Origin of the sequence: Streptomyces sp. NPDC041068 (assembly GCF_040647455.1) — a bacterium.
GTDB lineage: Bacteria > Actinomycetota > Actinomycetes > Streptomycetales > Streptomycetaceae > Streptomyces.
This window is the reverse complement of the sequence record NZ_JBEZCG010000019.1, coordinates 60062-74648: the sequence shown is the minus strand read 5'-3', so window position 1 is coordinate 74648 and position 14587 is coordinate 60062. Positions and strand designations below refer to the sequence as shown.

The window sequence follows — 14587 nt, the reverse complement described above, 5'->3', positions numbered from 1 at the left end:
CGTTCACCCGTAGACCTTCGTAGATCTTTCAGACTTCGAGAGAGAAATTTCGATCATGGCGAACTACACCGCCGCTGACGTCAAGAAGCTCCGTGAGCTCACGGGCGCCGGCATGATGGACTGCAAGAAGGCGCTCGACGAGGCCGAGGGCAACGTCGACAAGGCCGTCGAGGCGCTCCGCATCAAGGGCCAGAAGGGCGTCGCCAAGCGCGAGGGCCGCTCCGCCGAGAACGGCGCCGTGGTCTCCCTCATCGCCGACGACAACACCTCCGGTGTCATCGTCGAGCTGAAGTGCGAGACGGACTTCGTCGCCAAGGGTGAGAAGTTCCAGGCCGTGGCGAACAACCTCGCCGCCCACGTCGCCAAGACCTCCCCGGCCGACCTCGAGGCGCTGCTCGCGTCCGAGATCGAGGCCGGCAAGACCGTCCAGGCGTACGTCGACGAGGCCAACGCCAACCTCGGCGAGAAGATCGTCCTGGACCGCTTCGCGCAGTTCTCCGGCGCCTACGTCACCGCGTACATGCACCGCACGATGCCCGACCTGCCCCCGCAGATCGGTGTTCTCGTCGAGCTGGACAAGGCCGACGCCGACCTCGCCAAGGGTGTCGCGCAGCACATCGCCGCCTTCGCGCCGAAGTACCTCTCCAAGGAGGACGTGCCGGCCGAGGTCGTCGAGTCCGAGCGCCGCGTCGCCGAGGAGACCACCCGCGCCGAGGGCAAGCCCGAGGCCGCCCTGCCGAAGATCGTCGAGGGTCGCGTCAACGGCTTCTTCAAGGAGGCCACCCTCCTCGGCCAGCCCTACGCGCTGGACAACAAGAAGTCGGTCGAGAAGGTCCTCGCCGAGGCCGGTGTCACCCTGAAGCGCTTCTCGCGCATCAAGGTCGGCATCTGAGTCCGTACCGCGATCGACGGTAGACCCCGCTAGGGTCGAAGGCGGTCGCCCGCGCACGGCACCTCGTGCGCGACGCAGGACCGCAGGATCTGACGAGGAGGCCATTGCCGAGCATGGGTTGCGAACGACACCCCACCGGCAATGGCCTTCTTCGTATGTGTGTCAAGTAAGAGAAGCGAGAACCACATGACCACCAAGGCCGACTCGAAGAGTGACGACGGCAAAGTTGCCGGGCGCTTCCTGCTGAAGCTCTCCGGCGAGGCGTTCGCCGGTGGGGGCGGCCTCGGGGTCGACCCCGACGTGGTGCACGCCATCGCGCGCGAGATCGCGGCCGTCGTCCGCGACGGCGCCCAGATCGCCGTCGTCATCGGCGGCGGCAACTTCTTCCGCGGTGCCGAGCTCCAGCAGCGCGGCATGGACCGGGCCCGCTCCGACTACATGGGCATGCTCGGCACGGTCATGAACTGTCTCGCGCTGCAGGACTTCCTGGAGAAGGAAGGCATCGACTCCCGCGTCCAGACCGCCATCACCATGGGGCAGGTCGCGGAGCCGTACATCCCGCTGCGCGCCGTGCGCCACCTGGAGAAGGGCCGTGTGGTCATCTTCGGCGCCGGCATGGGCATGCCGTACTTCTCCACCGACACCACCGCCGCCCAGCGGGCCCTGGAGATCGACGCCGAGGCCATGCTGATGGGCAAGAACGGCGTGGACGGCGTCTATGACTCCGACCCCAAGACCAACCCCGACGCGGTGAAGTTCGACGCGCTCGGATACAGCGAGGTCATCACCCGCGACCTCAAGGTCGCCGACATGACCGCGATCACGCTGTGCCGGGACAACAAGCTGCCCATCCTGGTCTTCGAGCTGCTCTCCGAGGGCAATATCGCCCGAGCCGTCAAGGGTGAGAAGATCGGCACTCTCGTGGGCGACCAGGGAAGCCGGGCCTGATCCCAGGGACCTGGGCCCGTCTCAAGGGACGTACGCGAGACGCCCCTTGAGGGGATGGACAAAGCCCTGCCGGTCGGACACCGTGCAGGAAAGAGACGCGACGCAGCCGGCCGCCCCGTGCTAGCCGGGCCACTCAAGACACGCAGGAGCAAGTGGTGATCGAAGAGACCCTCCTCGAGGCCGAGGAGAAGATGGAGAAGGCCGTCGTGGTCGCCAAGGAGGACTTCGCCGCGATCCGCACCGGCCGTGCGCACCCGGCGATGTTCAACAAGATCGTGGCTGACTACTACGGCGCGCTGACGCCGATCAACCAGCTGGCCTCGTTCTCGGTGCCCGAGCCGCGGATGGCCGTGGTGACCCCGTTCGACAAGAGCGCACTGCGCAACATCGAGCAGGCGATCCGCGACTCCGACCTCGGCGTCAACCCGAGCAACGACGGCAACATCATCCGGGTGACCTTCCCCGAGCTCACGGAGGAGCGCCGCCGGGAGTACATCAAGGTCGCCAAGACCAAGGCCGAGGACTCCAAGATCTCGATCCGGTCGATCCGCCGCAAGGCCAAGGACGCCTTCGACAAGGCGATCAAGGACGGCGACATCGGCGAGGACGAGGGCCGTCGCGCCGAGAAGGAGCTCGACGACACCACCGCGAAGTACGTCGCCCAGGTGGACGAGCTGCTCAAGCACAAGGAAGCCGAGCTGCTCGAAGTCTGAGGCTCGAGTCCGAGGAATCAGGAAACCGATCCGTGAACGACTCTTCCTGGGGGGCGCCGCCCAGAGCCGGGTATTGGGGGCCGCCCGACCAGGGGCCTGGTCAGGGGGCGCCCTCGTCAGGTCCCGCGTACGATGCGCAGGACGCGCTGTTTCCGTCTGAGACGCAGCCCATGCCCATCGTGCCCGACGTACCCGTGACCGGCGGAGACCAGGACGACGACCGGGGGGCCACTCGGATGGGCGGCCCCCTGTTCCGTGACGAGCCTCCGCAGGAGCCCATGCCCAGCGCACCACAGCCCGCTCCGGCAGCACCGCAGAAGAAGAACGCGGGGCGCGACCTCGGGGCGGCCATAGGAGTCGGGGTGGGACTCGGCGCGGTGATCATCGCGTCGCTGTTCATCGTGAAGGCCGTCTTCGTCGGCGTCATAGCGGTCGCCGTCGTGGTCGGTCTTTGGGAGCTCACCTCCCGGCTCGAGGAACGCAAGGGCATCAAGGCGCCGCTGGTCCCGCTCGCGGTGGGCGGCGCGGCGATGGTCGTCGCCGGGTATGTGCGAGGGGCCGAGGGCGCCTGGGTCGCCATGGCGCTCACCGCGCTCGCGGTGCTCGTGTGGCGCATGACCGAGCCTCCCGAGGGCTATCTCAAGGACGTCACGGCCGGGGTCTTCGCGGCCTTTTACGTGCCGTTCCTCGCGACGTTCGTGGCGCTGATGCTCACCGCGGACGACGGTCCTCAGCGGGTGCTCACCTTCCTGCTCCTGACCGTGGTCAGCGACACCGGTGCGTACGCGATCGGCTGGCGCTTCGGCAAACACAAGCTGGCGCCGCGCATCAGCCCCGGCAAGACCCGCGAGGGCCTGGTCGGCGCGGTCACCTTCGCGATGGCCGCGGGCGCGCTGTGCCTGCAGTTCCTGATCGACGACGGGACCTGGTGGCAGGGCCTGCTGCTCGGCCTCGCGGTCGCGGCGAGCGCCACGCTCGGTGACCTGGGCGAGTCGATGATCAAGCGGGACCTCGGGATCAAGGACATGGGCACGCTGCTGCCGGGTCACGGCGGCATCATGGACCGCCTCGACTCGCTGCTGCCGACGGCGCCGGTGGTGTGGTTGCTGCTGGTGGTCTTCGTCGGATCGGGCTGAGCAGTTCCCTTCTGCGGATCGTCGTACGAGCCCCCTTCCTGCACCGGAAGGGGGCTCGTTGTCGTAGGGTCCCGGACATGGGGCGGGCGAAGCTGGAGAAGGACGGCACCTACCACGGGGATTTACCGTGCAAGTGGTGCGAGACACTCATAGACCAGGGCGGACGGCGCAGGCCACGGCTGTACTGCCGGACCTCGCACCGCTGGAAGGAATACGGCTCCCGGGTCGGAGTGGTGATCGCCGGGATCTTCGGCTGAGGGCCGAGGAGGCCGGGCCGGAGGGCCGGGTGAGCCCGAGCGGGGCCGTGGGCGGGCCGTCGCAGCGCCCGAGCGGGCCGGGCCGGAGCGCGTCCCGAGCCGCCCGATCTCCGGCCGCGAGAGGCATGCGCGGTCATCTGCGACACTGGTAGTGCCATGCCTAAGCCCGGAGAACTCACTTTCGTCGCGCCCCGCGGAGCCAAGAAGCCCCCGCGACACCTCGCCGACCTCACGCCCGCCGAGCGCAAGGAAGCCGTCGCCGCCATCGGCGAGAAGCCGTTCCGCGCCAAGCAGCTCTCGCAGCACTACTTCGCGCGGTACGCGCACGACCCGGCCGAGTGGACCGACATCCCCGCCGGTGCGCGCGAGAAGCTCCGTGAGGCGCTGCTGCCCGATCTGATGTCCGTGGTGCGGCACATCAGCTGTGACGACGACACCACCCGCAAGACCCTCTGGCGGCTCTTCGACGGGACGCTCGTCGAGTCCGTGCTCATGCGCTACCCGGACCGGGTCACCATGTGCATCAGCTCCCAGGCGGGCTGTGGCATGAACTGTCCGTTCTGTGCCACGGGGCAGGCCGGGCTCGACCGGAATCTTTCGACCGGCGAGATCGTGCACCAGATCGTGGACGGGATGCGCGCGCTGCGCGACGGTGAGATTCCGGGCGGGCCCGCGCGGCTCTCCAACATCGTCTTCATGGGCATGGGCGAGCCGCTCGCCAACTACAAGCGCGTCGTCGGCGCCATTCGCGCGCTGACGGACCCGGAGCCGGACGGCCTCGGGCTCTCGCAGCGCGGGATCACCGTGTCGACGGTCGGGCTCGTGCCCGCCATCCACCGGTTCGCCGACGAGGGCTTCAAGTGCCGCCTCGCCATCTCGCTGCACGCGCCGGACGACGAGCTGCGCGACACCCTCGTCCCGGTCAACACGCGGTGGAAGGTTCGCGAGGTGCTGGACGCGGGGTGGGAGTACGCCGCCAAGTCGGGGCGCCGGCTCTCCATCGAGTACGCGCTGATCAGGGACATCAACGACCAGGCCTGGCGCGGTGACCGGCTCGGGCGGCTGCTCAAGGGCAAGCCGGTGCACGTCAACCTCATCCCGCTGAACCCGACGCCGGGCTCGAAGTGGACGGCCTCGCGGCCCGAGGACGAGAAGGCGTTCGTGGAGGCCATCGCCGCCCACGGCGTGCCGGTCACCATTCGGGACACCCGGGGCCAGGAGATCGACGGAGCGTGCGGCCAGCTGGCCGCGAGCGAGCGGTAGCCGAGGGGTACGCTGGCGGGCGTACGACCTCGTACACACATCTGCATATTCCGACAGGGGAGCGCCACAGCGCTGAGAGTGCGGCACCTTGGACAGGTGGGCCGCAGACCCTCTGAACCTCGCCCAGGTCATTCTGGGTAGGAAGTTCGGTCATTACTCAAGCTGTTGCGCCCTGCGCGCGGACCGCTCGGTCCGCGCGCAGGGCCGCGTCTTCTCCTGGTCACCCAGGAGGAAGTTTCCGTGAGCACCACCAAGAAGGTCACGTTCACCGCGGTCGCGGTGGGCATCGGTCTTGTCGCCGTCTCCGCGTGCGGCAGCTCCGACGGCGGGTCGGGGACGACCGACTCCAAGAGCGTCACCCTCGTCAGCCACGACTCCTTCAACGTCTCCAAGGACGTACTGAAGGACTTCGAGAGGCGGTCCGGCTACAAGGTCAAGGTCCTCAAGGACGGCGACGCGGGCGCCGCTGTCAACAAGGCGATCCTGTCGAAGGACAATCCGCAGGGCGACGTCTTCTTCGGCGTCGACAACACCCTGCTCTCGCGCGCGCTCGACAACGGGCTCTTCCAGTCGTACGAGGCCAAGGGCTCGGACAAGATCAAGCCTGGGTTCCGGGTGGACCAGGACAAGCACCGGGTCACGCCCGTCGACAGCGGTGACATCTGCGTCAACTACGACAAGAAGTACTTCGCCGACAAGAAGCTGGCGCCGCCGAAGTCCTTCGAGGATCTCGTCGAGCCGCAGTACAAGGACCTGCTGGTCACCGAGAACGCGTCGACCTCGTCGCCCGGTCTCGGCTTCCTGCTCGGTACCGCCGCCAAGTACGGCGACAAGGGCTGGGAGAGCTACTGGAAGAAGCTCAAGGACAACGGCGTCAAGGTCGTCGACGGCTGGGAGCAGGCCTACAACGAGGAGTTCTCCGGGTCCGCAGGTGGCAAGAAGGCCAAGGGCGACCGGCCGCTCGTCGTCTCGTACGCCTCCTCGCCGCCCGTCGAGGTCCTCTACGCGAAGCCGCAGCCCAAGGAGGCGCCGACCGGCGTCGCGACCGGCACCTGCTTCCGCCAGGTCGAGTACGCGGGTCTGCTCAGCAACGCCAAGAACGAGAAGGGCGGCAAGGCGCTCCTCGACTTCCTCGCGGGCAAGGAGTTCCAGGAGGACATGCCGCTGAACATGTTCGTGAACCCGGTGCGCGAAGGCACGAAGCTGCCCGAGCTGTTCACGGAGCACGGCGTGACGGTCGACAAGCCCGAGACCCTGGACCCGAAGAAGATCGCCGACAACCGTGAGCCGTGGATCAAGTCGTGGACCTCGCTCGTACTGAAGTGACCGAAGTGAAGGGGCGCTCCGTGAAGGGGCGTTCGCGCGGGAGCGCGGCTCGGCTCGGCCTGATGGTCGTGCCCGTCGCGTTCTTCGCGCTCTTCTTCGCCTACCCGGTGACGGCGATCGTCGCGCGCGGTCTGCACGTCGACGGCGTCTGGCAGTTCGGGCGGATCACGGACGTGCTCGGGCAGTCCGACATCCGGCACGTGCTGTGGTTCACCACCTGGCAGGCGCTCGCGTCGACCGCGCTCACGCTGCTGATCGCGCTCCCCGGCGCGTATGTCTTCGCGCGCTTCGACTTCCCCGGCAAGCAGGTGCTGCGGGCCGTCGTCACCGTGCCGTTCGTGCTGCCGACGGTCGTCGTCGGGACCGCCTTCCTCGCGCTGCTCGGGCGGGGCGGGCTGCTCGACGAGGCGTGGGGCGTGCGCCTGGACACCACCGTGTGGGCGATCCTGCTCGCGCACGTCTTCTTCAATTACGCGGTCGTCGTGCGGACCGTGGGCGGGCTCTGGTCGCAGCTCGATCCGCGGCAGGAGGAGGCCGCGCGGATGCTCGGCGCCTCGCGCTGGACGGCCTGGCGGACGGTGACGCTGCCCGCGCTCGGCCCGGCGGTGGCCGCCGCCGCGCTCATGGTCTTCCTCTTCACCTTCACCTCCTTCGGCGTCGTCCAGATCCTCGGCGGACCCGCGTACTCGACGCTCGAAGTGGAGATCTACCGGCAGACCGCGCAGCTGCTCGACCTGCCGACGGCGGCCGTCCTGACCATCGTGCAGTTCGTGGCCGTGGGGCTGATTCTTGCCGTGCACGCGTGGACGGTGCGACGGCGCGAGAGCGCGCTGAAGCTGGTCGACGCGTCGAGCGTGGCGCGGCGGCCGCGCGGGGCGGGGCAGTGGACGCTGCTCGGCCTGGTCGTCGCGACCGTCGCCGTGCTGATCCTGCTGCCGCTCGGCGTGCTGATCCGGCGATCCTTCGAAGGCGCCGCCGGGTCGGACGGCTTCGGATTCGCGTACTACAAGGAGCTGACCTCGGCGGACGGCGGTGCCTTCCTCGTGCCGCCGATCGAGGCGGTCTGGAACTCCCTGCAGTACGCGGTCGTGGCCACGGCCATCGCGGTCGTCATCGGGGGGCTTGCGGCCGCCGCGCTCACCCGGCGCGCGGGCCGGCTCGTACGTGGCTTCGACGCGCTGCTCATGCTGCCGCTCGGAGTCTCCGCGGTGACGGTCGGCTTCGGGTTCCTGATCACGCTGGACAAGCCCCCGCTGGATCTGCGGTCCTCCTGGATCCTGGTGCCGCTCGCCCAGGCGCTCGTCGGCGTGCCCTTCGTCGTACGCACCATGCTGCCCGTCCTGCGCGCGGTGGACGGACGGCTGCGGGAGGCGGCGGCCGTGCTCGGGGCCTCGCCGCTGCGGGCCTGGCGGGAGGTCGATCTGCCGATGGTGCGGCGGGCGCTGCTCATCGCCGCGGGGTTCGCCTTCGCCGTGTCGCTCGGCGAGTTCGGGGCGACGGTCTTCATCGCGCGGCCCGACAACCCGACGCTGCCGGTCGCTGTAGCGCGGCTGCTCGGGCGGGCCGGTGACCTCAACTACGGGCAGGCGATGGCCCTTTCGACGATTCTCATGGTGGTGTGCGCGGTGTCCCTGCTGCTCCTGGAACGCATCCGGACCGACCGCACCACGGGGGAGTTCTGATGGCGACCTCCTCGGCGAACACCTCGGCGAACGCCTTGCTGAGCCTTCGCGGCGCGACGGTGCGGTTCGGGGGGCGGGCCGCGCTGGACGCCGTCGACCTCGACGTCACCGAGCACGAGATCGTCTGCGTGCTCGGGCCGAGCGGCAGCGGCAAGTCGACGCTGCTGCGCGTGGTGGCCGGGCTGCAGGGCCTGGACGCGGGCCAGGTGCAGCTCGGCGGGCGCGATCAGCGCGGGGTGCCCGCGCACAAGCGGGGCGTCGGCCTGATGTTCCAGGATCACCAGCTCTTCCCGCAGCGCGACGTGACGGGCAACGTCGCCTTCGGCCTTCGCATGCGCGGCGCCTCGCGGGGCGAACAGGCCGACCGTGTCGCCGAGTTGCTGGAGCTCGTGGGGCTTCCGAAGGCGCAGCGGCGCGCGGTGGCCTCGCTGTCCGGCGGCGAGCAGCAGCGGGTGGCGCTCGCGCGGGCGCTGGCTCCGCGGCCGCGCCTGCTGATGCTGGACGAGCCGCTGGGGCAGCTCGACCGCTCGCTGCGGGAGCGGCTCGTGGTCGAACTGCGTGAGCTCTTCGACGAGTTGGGCACGACCGTGCTCGCCGTCACGCACGACCAGGGCGAGGCCTTCGCGCTCGCCGACCGGGTCGTGGTGATGCGGGACGGGCGGATCGCCCAGTCCGGTACGCCACTTGAGGTCTGGCAGCGCCCGGCGGACGAGTTCGTCGCGCGGTTCCTCGGCTTCGACAACGTCGTCGAGGCGACGGTGGCGGGCGCCGTCGCGGACACGGCGTGGGGCAAGGTGCCCGTGCCGGAGGGTTCCCCGGCCGGGCGGCGCAAGATCCTGGTGCGTCCGGCCGGCGTGCGGCTCGTCCCCGTCGACGAGGGGCTGCCGTGCGCGGTGACGGCGCGCACCTTCCGCGGCACGCACGTCGCCGTGCATCTGCAGCCGCGGGAGGGGCCGCGCCTGGAGGCGGCGTGTGCGCTGCGCGAGGCGCCGGAGGTCGGGGAGACCGTGGGGGTCGGGTTCGACGCCGGGGACGTGGTGGTTCTCGGGTGAGGTGCCTGGGGGGGCAGGGCCTTGCCCGGGGACGTTTCCGGGTGATGTGCCCGCCGGGAAACGCGGGTGCCGTCGGTCGGTGGTCGATCTAGGGTTCGGGCATGACGTCACTGAGCCATGATCGTTACTGCGACGAAGTCACCGCGCAGATCGACCTCTTGAGGGCCACGCTGGCCGGAGCCGACCTCTCCGTCACCGTGCCGACCTGCCCGGACTGGACGCTTTCGCAGCTCGTGCGGCACATGGGCGGTGCGGTGCGCTGGATCGAGCGTCTCGTCGCGACGCGCGCCGAGCAGGACATCCCGGAGGAGGACATCCCCGAGGCCGCGGGGCCCGAGGGCGACGATCCGGCCGCGCTCGACGCCTGGCTGGCGCGGTCCGCCCTGCTCGCCGAGCGGACGTTCCGCACGGCGGGCGCCGACGCGAAGGTGTGGTCGTGGTCCGACGACCGGAGCGCCGGATTCTGGGCGCGGCGCGTGACGCACGAGCTGGCGATCCACCGCGCGGACGCGGCCGTCGCCGCCGGTGTCGGCTACGAGGTCGCGCCGGACGTCGCCGCCGACGCGATCGACGAGTGGCTGGAGCTCGTGGCGTTCGTGCAGCGCACCCAGCCGGACGACAACGCCTGTGAGCTCAAGGGCGCGGGGCGCAGCATCCATCTGCACGCGACCGATGCCGCACCCGGCCTGAACGCCGAGTGGCTCATCGAGTTCGGCGAGGACGGCTTCACCTGGCGGCGGGGGCACGCGAAGGCCACGGTGGCGCTGCGCGGCCCGCTGACGGATGTACTGCTCGCCTTCTACCGGCGGTCCCCGCTGGACAGTGGGCGCGTGGAGGTCCTGGGGGAGCGGGAGTTGATCGACTTCTGGTTGGAGCGGGCGTCGTTCGGGTGACCGTGACCGTGACTGTCCCTATCGTGGGGCCGAGGGTCTGACCAGGCCCAGTTCGTAGGCGAGAATCACCGCCTGCGCCCGGTCGCGCAGTTCCATCTTGGTGAAGAGCCGGTTGATGTGCGTCTTCACGGTGTGGTCGGTGATCGTGAGGCGGTCGGCGATCTCCGCGTTCGAGAGGCCCCGCGCGATGAGGACGAGCACCTCGGCCTCGCGGGCGGTGAGGCCCTCGATGTCGCGCGCCGGGGGCACGGCGGCCCGCTGCCGCGCGAACTCCGCGACGAGGCGCTGGGTGATCTCGGGCGAGAGCAGGGCGTTGCCCGCCGCCACGACCCGTACGGCGTGCAGGAGTTCGGGGAACGTGGCGTCCTTGAGCAGGAACCCCGAGGCTCCGGCGGCCAGCGCGTCGTACACGTACTCGTCGAGACCGAATGTCGTCAGCATCAGCGCGCGGGTCGCGCCGTCGGACGCGGCGAGGATCTCGCGGGCCGCGTCGATGCCGTTCTTGTGCGGCATGCGGATGTCGAGGAGCACCAGGTCGGGGCGGTGCTCGGCGGCCAGCCGGACGGCCTGGGCGCCGTCCTCGGCCTCGGCGACCACCTCGATGTCGTCCTGGGTGTTCAGGAGGTTCACGAATCCGGTGCGGACGACGGCCTGGTCGTCGGCGACGAGGGTTCTGATCACGCCGGTCCTGTCCGTGTGCTGTCGTGGGGTGCCCTGGTTCCGTCGTGGGGTGTCCTGGGCCGTCGTCACCACGGGAGTTCCGCCTCCACCGCGAAGCCGCCCTCGCGGCCCGCGCCCGCGGTGAGGCTGCCGCCGACCAGGGCCGCGCGCTCGCGCATGCCGGTCAGGCCGTGGCCGCTCGTGCCGCCGCCGGGCCGCGGTGGCCCCGGGCCGTCGTCGGCGACGCGGAGTGTCAACCGGTCGGCGCGGTAGCCCAGTTCGACGAGGGCGTTGGCACCGGGCGCGTGTTTGCGGGCGTTCGTCAGGGACTCCTGCACGATGCGGTACGCCGACAGCTCCCACGCGGCGGCCAGCGGCACCCGCTCGCCGGTGATCCGCAGCTCCGCGCTGCCGCCCACCGCGCGGTGCTGGGCGAGGAGTTCGTCGAGGCGGTCGAGGGTGGGCTGCGGCGCGGTCGCCGCGGCCTCGTCGCGCTGCGGGGTGCGCAGGACGCCGAGCAGGCGGCGCAGTTCGGCCATCGAGTCGCGGGCCGTCCCCGCGATCTGCTGGAAGCCGTCGCGGGCCTCTGGGGGCAGTCCCGGTGTCGTGTACGTCGCGCTCTCCGCCTGCACCGCGATCATCGACACCGAGTGCGAGACGATGTCGTGCAGCTCGCGGGCGATGGCCGCGCGCTCGGCCTCGGCGGCCTGGCGTCGCTCCATCGCGATCAACTGGGCCTGGGCGAGGGCCCGTTCGCGGCGCGTCTCCTCCCGGGAGCGCACCGCGTCACCCATGCTGACGGCGCCGAGGACCACCGCGGTCAGGCCGAACGCCTCGGCGAACAGGCCGAGCGATCCCGCGTTGCCGAGGGCGGGCACGTCGGGGAGCCGGTCGTCGCGGGCCCAGCTCAGGATGTGCCACAGGTTCGTCGCCACGGCGCCGAGCGCACCGCCCGCCACCAGCAGCGCCGGGTGCAGGACGCGGTGGCGGCCGAGTACGTAACAGCCCATGACGCCGCTGATCATCACGGCGATGGACAGCGATGTGTCGGCGCCGAAGCTCAGCAGTCCGGCGGCCACCGTCACCACGGCGGCCGGCGGGAAGGCGCGGCGCCACATCAAGGACGCGGTGGAGACGAGGATCGCGGTCGCGTTGGTCACCGAACCGGGGAACGCCACGAGTTCGGCCGCCGCCCCCGCGGTCAGGGCGGCGCCCGTGATCCACGGGTAGGCCGGGGTGGCGGCGAGGTCGCGCAGGCGTCGTCGCAGGGTGGTGGTCGCGCTCATGGCCCCGATTCTTCCGGGCCGGGTGGGGCGGGTGCGTCGGCGCCAGGGTGGAGGCCGGGGCCGGATGTCATGCCACGGGTTGACCTCGGGGTGCGGAGCCTCGGGCGACGCGGTGCGCGCCGCGGATTCCTAGCGTCGAAGCATGCCTCGCACTCTGGTGGTCACCAATGACTTCCCGCCCCGGCAGGGCGGCATCGAGACCTTCGTGGACACGCTCACGCGGCGCTTTCCGGCGGGCTCTGCCGTTGTGTACACCTCGGCCGAGCCGGGGGACGCGGCGTACGACCGGGCGTTCCCGCATCGCGTCGTACGCGACCGGGCGCGGACCCTGCTGCCGACGCGGCGCACGGGGGAGCGGGCCGTCGCGCTCGCCCGGCGGTACGGGTGCGACAGCGTGTGGTTCGGGGCCGCGGCGCCGCTCGGTCTGCTCGCGGGACGGCTGCGGAGGGAGACGTCGGTGCGTACGGTCGTCGCGACCACGCACGGCCATGAGGTGTGGTGGGCCCGAACCCCGGGGGCGCGGGCGTTGCTGCGGCGGATCGGGGCGGGGGCCGACTGCGTCACGTACCTCGGGGAGAGCACCCGCAATCCCGTCCGGTGGGCCATGGATCCCGGGGTGCGGTTCGAACGCCTGGTGCCCGGTGTCGACGCGGAGGGGTTCGGGCCCGGACTCGACGGGTGGCCGGTGCGGGAGCGGTACGGGCTCGGCGACGGCAGGCCCGTGATCCTGTGCGCCGCCCGTCTGGTGCCGCGCAAGGGGCAGGACACCCTGATCGAGGCCCTGCCGATGGTGCGCAGGGCGGTCGCCGACGCCACGCTGCTGCTGGTCGGCGCGGGGCCCGACGAGTCCCGGCTGCGCAGGCTCGCCGCCGAGTACGGGGTGGCGGACGACGTGGTCTTCGCGGGCGGCCACCCGCACGGTGCGATGCCGTCCTTCTACGCCGCCGGCGACGCCTTCGCGATGCCGTGCCGTACGCGGCGGGGAGGCATGGAGGTGGAGGGGCTCGGCATCGTCTTCCTGGAGGCGGCCGCGGCCGGGCTTCCGGTGGTGGCGGGCGACTCGGGAGGCGCGCCGGACGCGGTACGGGACGGCGAGACCGGCTACGTGGTCGACGGCCGCTCCCCGGCCGCCGTCGCGGACCGCCTCGTACGCCTGCTGCGGGACCGCGAACTCGCCCGGGGGATGGGCGAGAAGGGCCGGGCGTGGGTGCGGGAGGAGTGGGACTGGGGGCGGTCGTACGAGGTGCTGGCGGGGTTGTTGGGGAGGTGAACGGGGCGGCGGCCATGCCGCCGCCCGCACCGGGCTCAGTCCGTGGGCGTGCCCACTCCGAGGTTCCGCAAGGCCTCCGGGGCCTCCTCCACGTTGTCCACCAGGGCGATCCGCGCCTCCATCGGCCTGTCGCGGGCCAGGGCCTTGAGCAGGGGCCAGACCGGGAGATGGTCCGTCCAGTGGGTGCGGTCGACCAGGACCATCGGGGTGGGTTCGCCGCGGGACTCGTAGTAGTTGGGGGTGGCGTTGTCGAAGACCTCCTGGACCGTGCCCGCCGCGCCCGGCAGGAAGACGACGCCCGCGTTCGAGCGTGCCAGGAGGCCGTCCTCGCGGGTGGCGTTGGCGAAGTACTTGGCCAGGTGCGAGGCGAAGGCGTTCGGCGGCTCGTGGCCGTAGAACCAGGTGGGGATGCCCACGGAGGGGCCGCCGGAGGGCCAGCGCTCACGGACCGCGAAGGCCGCCTTCGCCCACTCGGTGACCGACGGCGTGAACGACGGTGCCTTGGCGAGGAGTTCGAGGGCCTCGTCCAGCATCTCGTCGGCGAAGACGGCGGCGTACGCGCCGAGGTTCGCCGCCTCCATCGCGCCGGGGCCGCCGCCCGTCGCGACCGTGAAGCCCGCGCGGGCCAGCGCGCGGCCGAGCCGCGCCGCCCCCGCGTACGCGTCCGTGCCGCGGGCCATCGCGTGGCCGCCCATGACGCCCACCACCCGCGCCCCGGCGAGCAGTTCGTCGAGCGCGTCGGAGATGGAGTCGTCGTGGATGGCGCGCAGCATCGAGGAGAAGACGTCGCCGTCGGCCTTGGTCCGCTGGAACCAGTCGTACGCGTGGGCGTCCGGCGTCGCTTCGTACCCCTCGTCGGCGAGCCCCGCGAACAGGTCGTCCGGGGTGTACAGCAGACCTCGGTAGGGGTTGAACGGCAGACCGGGGACCGGCGGGAAGACCAGCGCTCCCGAGGCCCGCACCTTGGCCGCCGCGTCCTCGTCCATCGGGCAGCCGAGGAAGACGGCGCCCGCCACGTCGGCCGCGACGAGGGCCGCGGTGCGTCCCGTGAGGTCGACGGCCTGGACGCGGCACCCCGCTAGGGCACCGCGTCCCGAGACCTCGTCGAACTCGGCGAGGGTCTCGATCTCACGGTCCTCGCCGGGGAGTTGTGGGGCGGATGCGTGTTCAGGGGTCTGCTGCATCCGCCCATGCTAAGCAGCGGTGTCG

14 protein-coding genes and 1 riboswitch are annotated in these 14587 nt (G+C 71.1%); of the genes, 11 read left to right on the top strand and 3 right to left on the bottom strand.

What is annotated here, in order from left to right; genetic code table 11:
- The first annotated feature begins 55 nt into the window (after positions 1-55).
- The 10 genes from tsf to AB0B50_RS35610 all read left to right on the top strand — a co-directional run bounded on the left by tsf (position 56) and on the right by AB0B50_RS35610 (position 10162).
- Positions 56-892, top strand: coding sequence for a translation elongation factor Ts (gene tsf, locus AB0B50_RS35655; protein ID WP_055699433.1), 837 nt, complete (start codon positions 56-58; stop codon positions 890-892).
- Between the two features lie 186 nt (positions 893-1078).
- Positions 1079-1840, top strand: coding sequence for a UMP kinase (gene pyrH / locus AB0B50_RS35650; protein ID WP_362339982.1), 762 nt, complete (start codon positions 1079-1081; stop codon positions 1838-1840).
- Positions 1841-1995: 155 nt separating this feature from the next.
- Positions 1996-2553 (top strand): ribosome recycling factor, encoded by a 558-nt coding sequence (frr, locus tag AB0B50_RS35645; protein ID WP_362339981.1) that lies wholly within the window; start codon positions 1996-1998, stop codon positions 2551-2553.
- A gap of 32 nt (positions 2554-2585) precedes the next feature.
- Positions 2586-3689, top strand: a complete 1104-nt coding sequence (locus tag AB0B50_RS35640) for a phosphatidate cytidylyltransferase (protein WP_362339980.1) — start codon at positions 2586-2588, stop codon at positions 3687-3689.
- Positions 3690-3766: 77 nt separating this feature from the next.
- A complete protein-coding gene (locus AB0B50_RS35635; protein ID WP_362339979.1) occupies positions 3767-3946 on the top strand; it encodes a hypothetical protein in 180 nt (59 codons plus the stop codon).
- 156 nt (positions 3947-4102) lie between these two features.
- Positions 4103-5209, top strand: coding sequence for a 23S rRNA (adenine(2503)-C(2))-methyltransferase RlmN (rlmN, locus tag AB0B50_RS35630; RefSeq protein WP_362339978.1), 1107 nt, complete (start codon positions 4103-4105; stop codon positions 5207-5209).
- A 45-nt stretch (positions 5210-5254) separates the two neighbouring features.
- Positions 5255-5371, top strand: a riboswitch (TPP riboswitch).
- Between the two features lie 78 nt (positions 5372-5449).
- Positions 5450-6535 carry a thiamine ABC transporter substrate-binding protein gene (locus tag AB0B50_RS35625; RefSeq protein ID WP_362339977.1) on the top strand — a complete coding sequence of 362 codons (1086 nt, stop codon included), beginning with the start codon at positions 5450-5452 and terminating at the stop codon, positions 6533-6535.
- A gap of 62 nt (positions 6536-6597) precedes the next feature.
- The gene (locus tag AB0B50_RS35620; protein ID WP_362340086.1) at positions 6598-8217 is read left to right on the top strand and encodes an iron ABC transporter permease; all 1620 of its coding nucleotides are present in this window, start codon (positions 6598-6600) and stop codon (positions 8215-8217) included.
- A complete protein-coding gene (locus AB0B50_RS35615; RefSeq protein WP_362339976.1) occupies positions 8217-9269 on the top strand; it encodes an ABC transporter ATP-binding protein in 1053 nt (350 codons plus the stop codon). Before AB0B50_RS35620 ends, AB0B50_RS35615 begins: the two co-directional genes overlap by 1 nt.
- A 101-nt stretch (positions 9270-9370) precedes the next feature.
- Positions 9371-10162: a maleylpyruvate isomerase family mycothiol-dependent enzyme gene (locus AB0B50_RS35610; RefSeq protein WP_362339975.1), complete on the top strand. Its 792-nt coding sequence runs from the start codon at positions 9371-9373 to the stop codon at positions 10160-10162.
- An 18-nt stretch (positions 10163-10180) separates the two neighbouring features.
- On the opposite strand, the gene AB0B50_RS35605 is transcribed toward AB0B50_RS35610, so the two are convergent.
- Together AB0B50_RS35605 and AB0B50_RS35600 are read right to left on the bottom strand one after the other, a co-directional pair.
- Complete coding sequence (locus AB0B50_RS35605) at positions 10181-10843, bottom strand: response regulator transcription factor (protein ID WP_362339974.1); 663 nt, start codon at positions 10841-10843, stop codon at positions 10181-10183.
- A gap of 65 nt (positions 10844-10908) precedes the next feature.
- Positions 10909-12108 carry a histidine kinase gene (locus tag AB0B50_RS35600; protein ID WP_362339973.1) on the bottom strand — a complete coding sequence of 400 codons (1200 nt, stop codon included), beginning with the start codon at positions 12106-12108 and terminating at the stop codon, positions 10909-10911.
- Positions 12109-12250: 142 nt separating this feature from the next.
- On the opposite strand from AB0B50_RS35600, the gene AB0B50_RS35595 reads away from it, so the two are divergent.
- Positions 12251-13378 (top strand): glycosyltransferase family 4 protein, encoded by a 1128-nt coding sequence (locus AB0B50_RS35595; protein WP_362339972.1) that lies wholly within the window; start codon positions 12251-12253, stop codon positions 13376-13378.
- Between the two features lie 35 nt (positions 13379-13413).
- Here AB0B50_RS35595 and AB0B50_RS35590 read toward each other — a convergent pair whose 3' ends face one another.
- Positions 13414-14562: a Rossmann fold nucleotide-binding protein gene (locus AB0B50_RS35590; protein WP_362339971.1), complete on the bottom strand. Its 1149-nt coding sequence runs from the start codon at positions 14560-14562 to the stop codon at positions 13414-13416.
- Positions 14563-14587 lie beyond the last annotated feature (25 nt).

Coding starts and splice junctions, on each gene's coding strand:
- tsf (WP_055699433.1), top strand. CDS start 56: ATGGCGAACTACACCGCCGCTGACGTCAAGAAGCTCCGTGAGCTCACG.
- pyrH (WP_362339982.1), top strand. CDS start 1,079: ATGACCACCAAGGCCGACTCGAAGAGTGACGACGGCAAAGTTGCCGGG.
- AB0B50_RS35635 (WP_362339979.1), top strand. CDS start 3,767: ATGGGGCGGGCGAAGCTGGAGAAGGACGGCACCTACCACGGGGATTTA.
- rlmN (WP_362339978.1), top strand. CDS start 4,103: ATGCCTAAGCCCGGAGAACTCACTTTCGTCGCGCCCCGCGGAGCCAAG.
- AB0B50_RS35620 (WP_362340086.1), top strand. CDS start 6,598: ATGGTCGTGCCCGTCGCGTTCTTCGCGCTCTTCTTCGCCTACCCGGTG.
- AB0B50_RS35615 (WP_362339976.1), top strand. CDS start 8,217: ATGGCGACCTCCTCGGCGAACACCTCGGCGAACGCCTTGCTGAGCCTT.
- AB0B50_RS35610 (WP_362339975.1), top strand. CDS start 9,371: ATGACGTCACTGAGCCATGATCGTTACTGCGACGAAGTCACCGCGCAG.
- AB0B50_RS35600 (WP_362339973.1), bottom strand. CDS start 12,108: ATGAGCGCGACCACCACCCTGCGACGACGCCTGCGCGACCTCGCCGCC.
- AB0B50_RS35595 (WP_362339972.1), top strand. CDS start 12,251: ATGCCTCGCACTCTGGTGGTCACCAATGACTTCCCGCCCCGGCAGGGC.
- AB0B50_RS35590 (WP_362339971.1), bottom strand. CDS start 14,562: ATGCAGCAGACCCCTGAACACGCATCCGCCCCACAACTCCCCGGCGAG.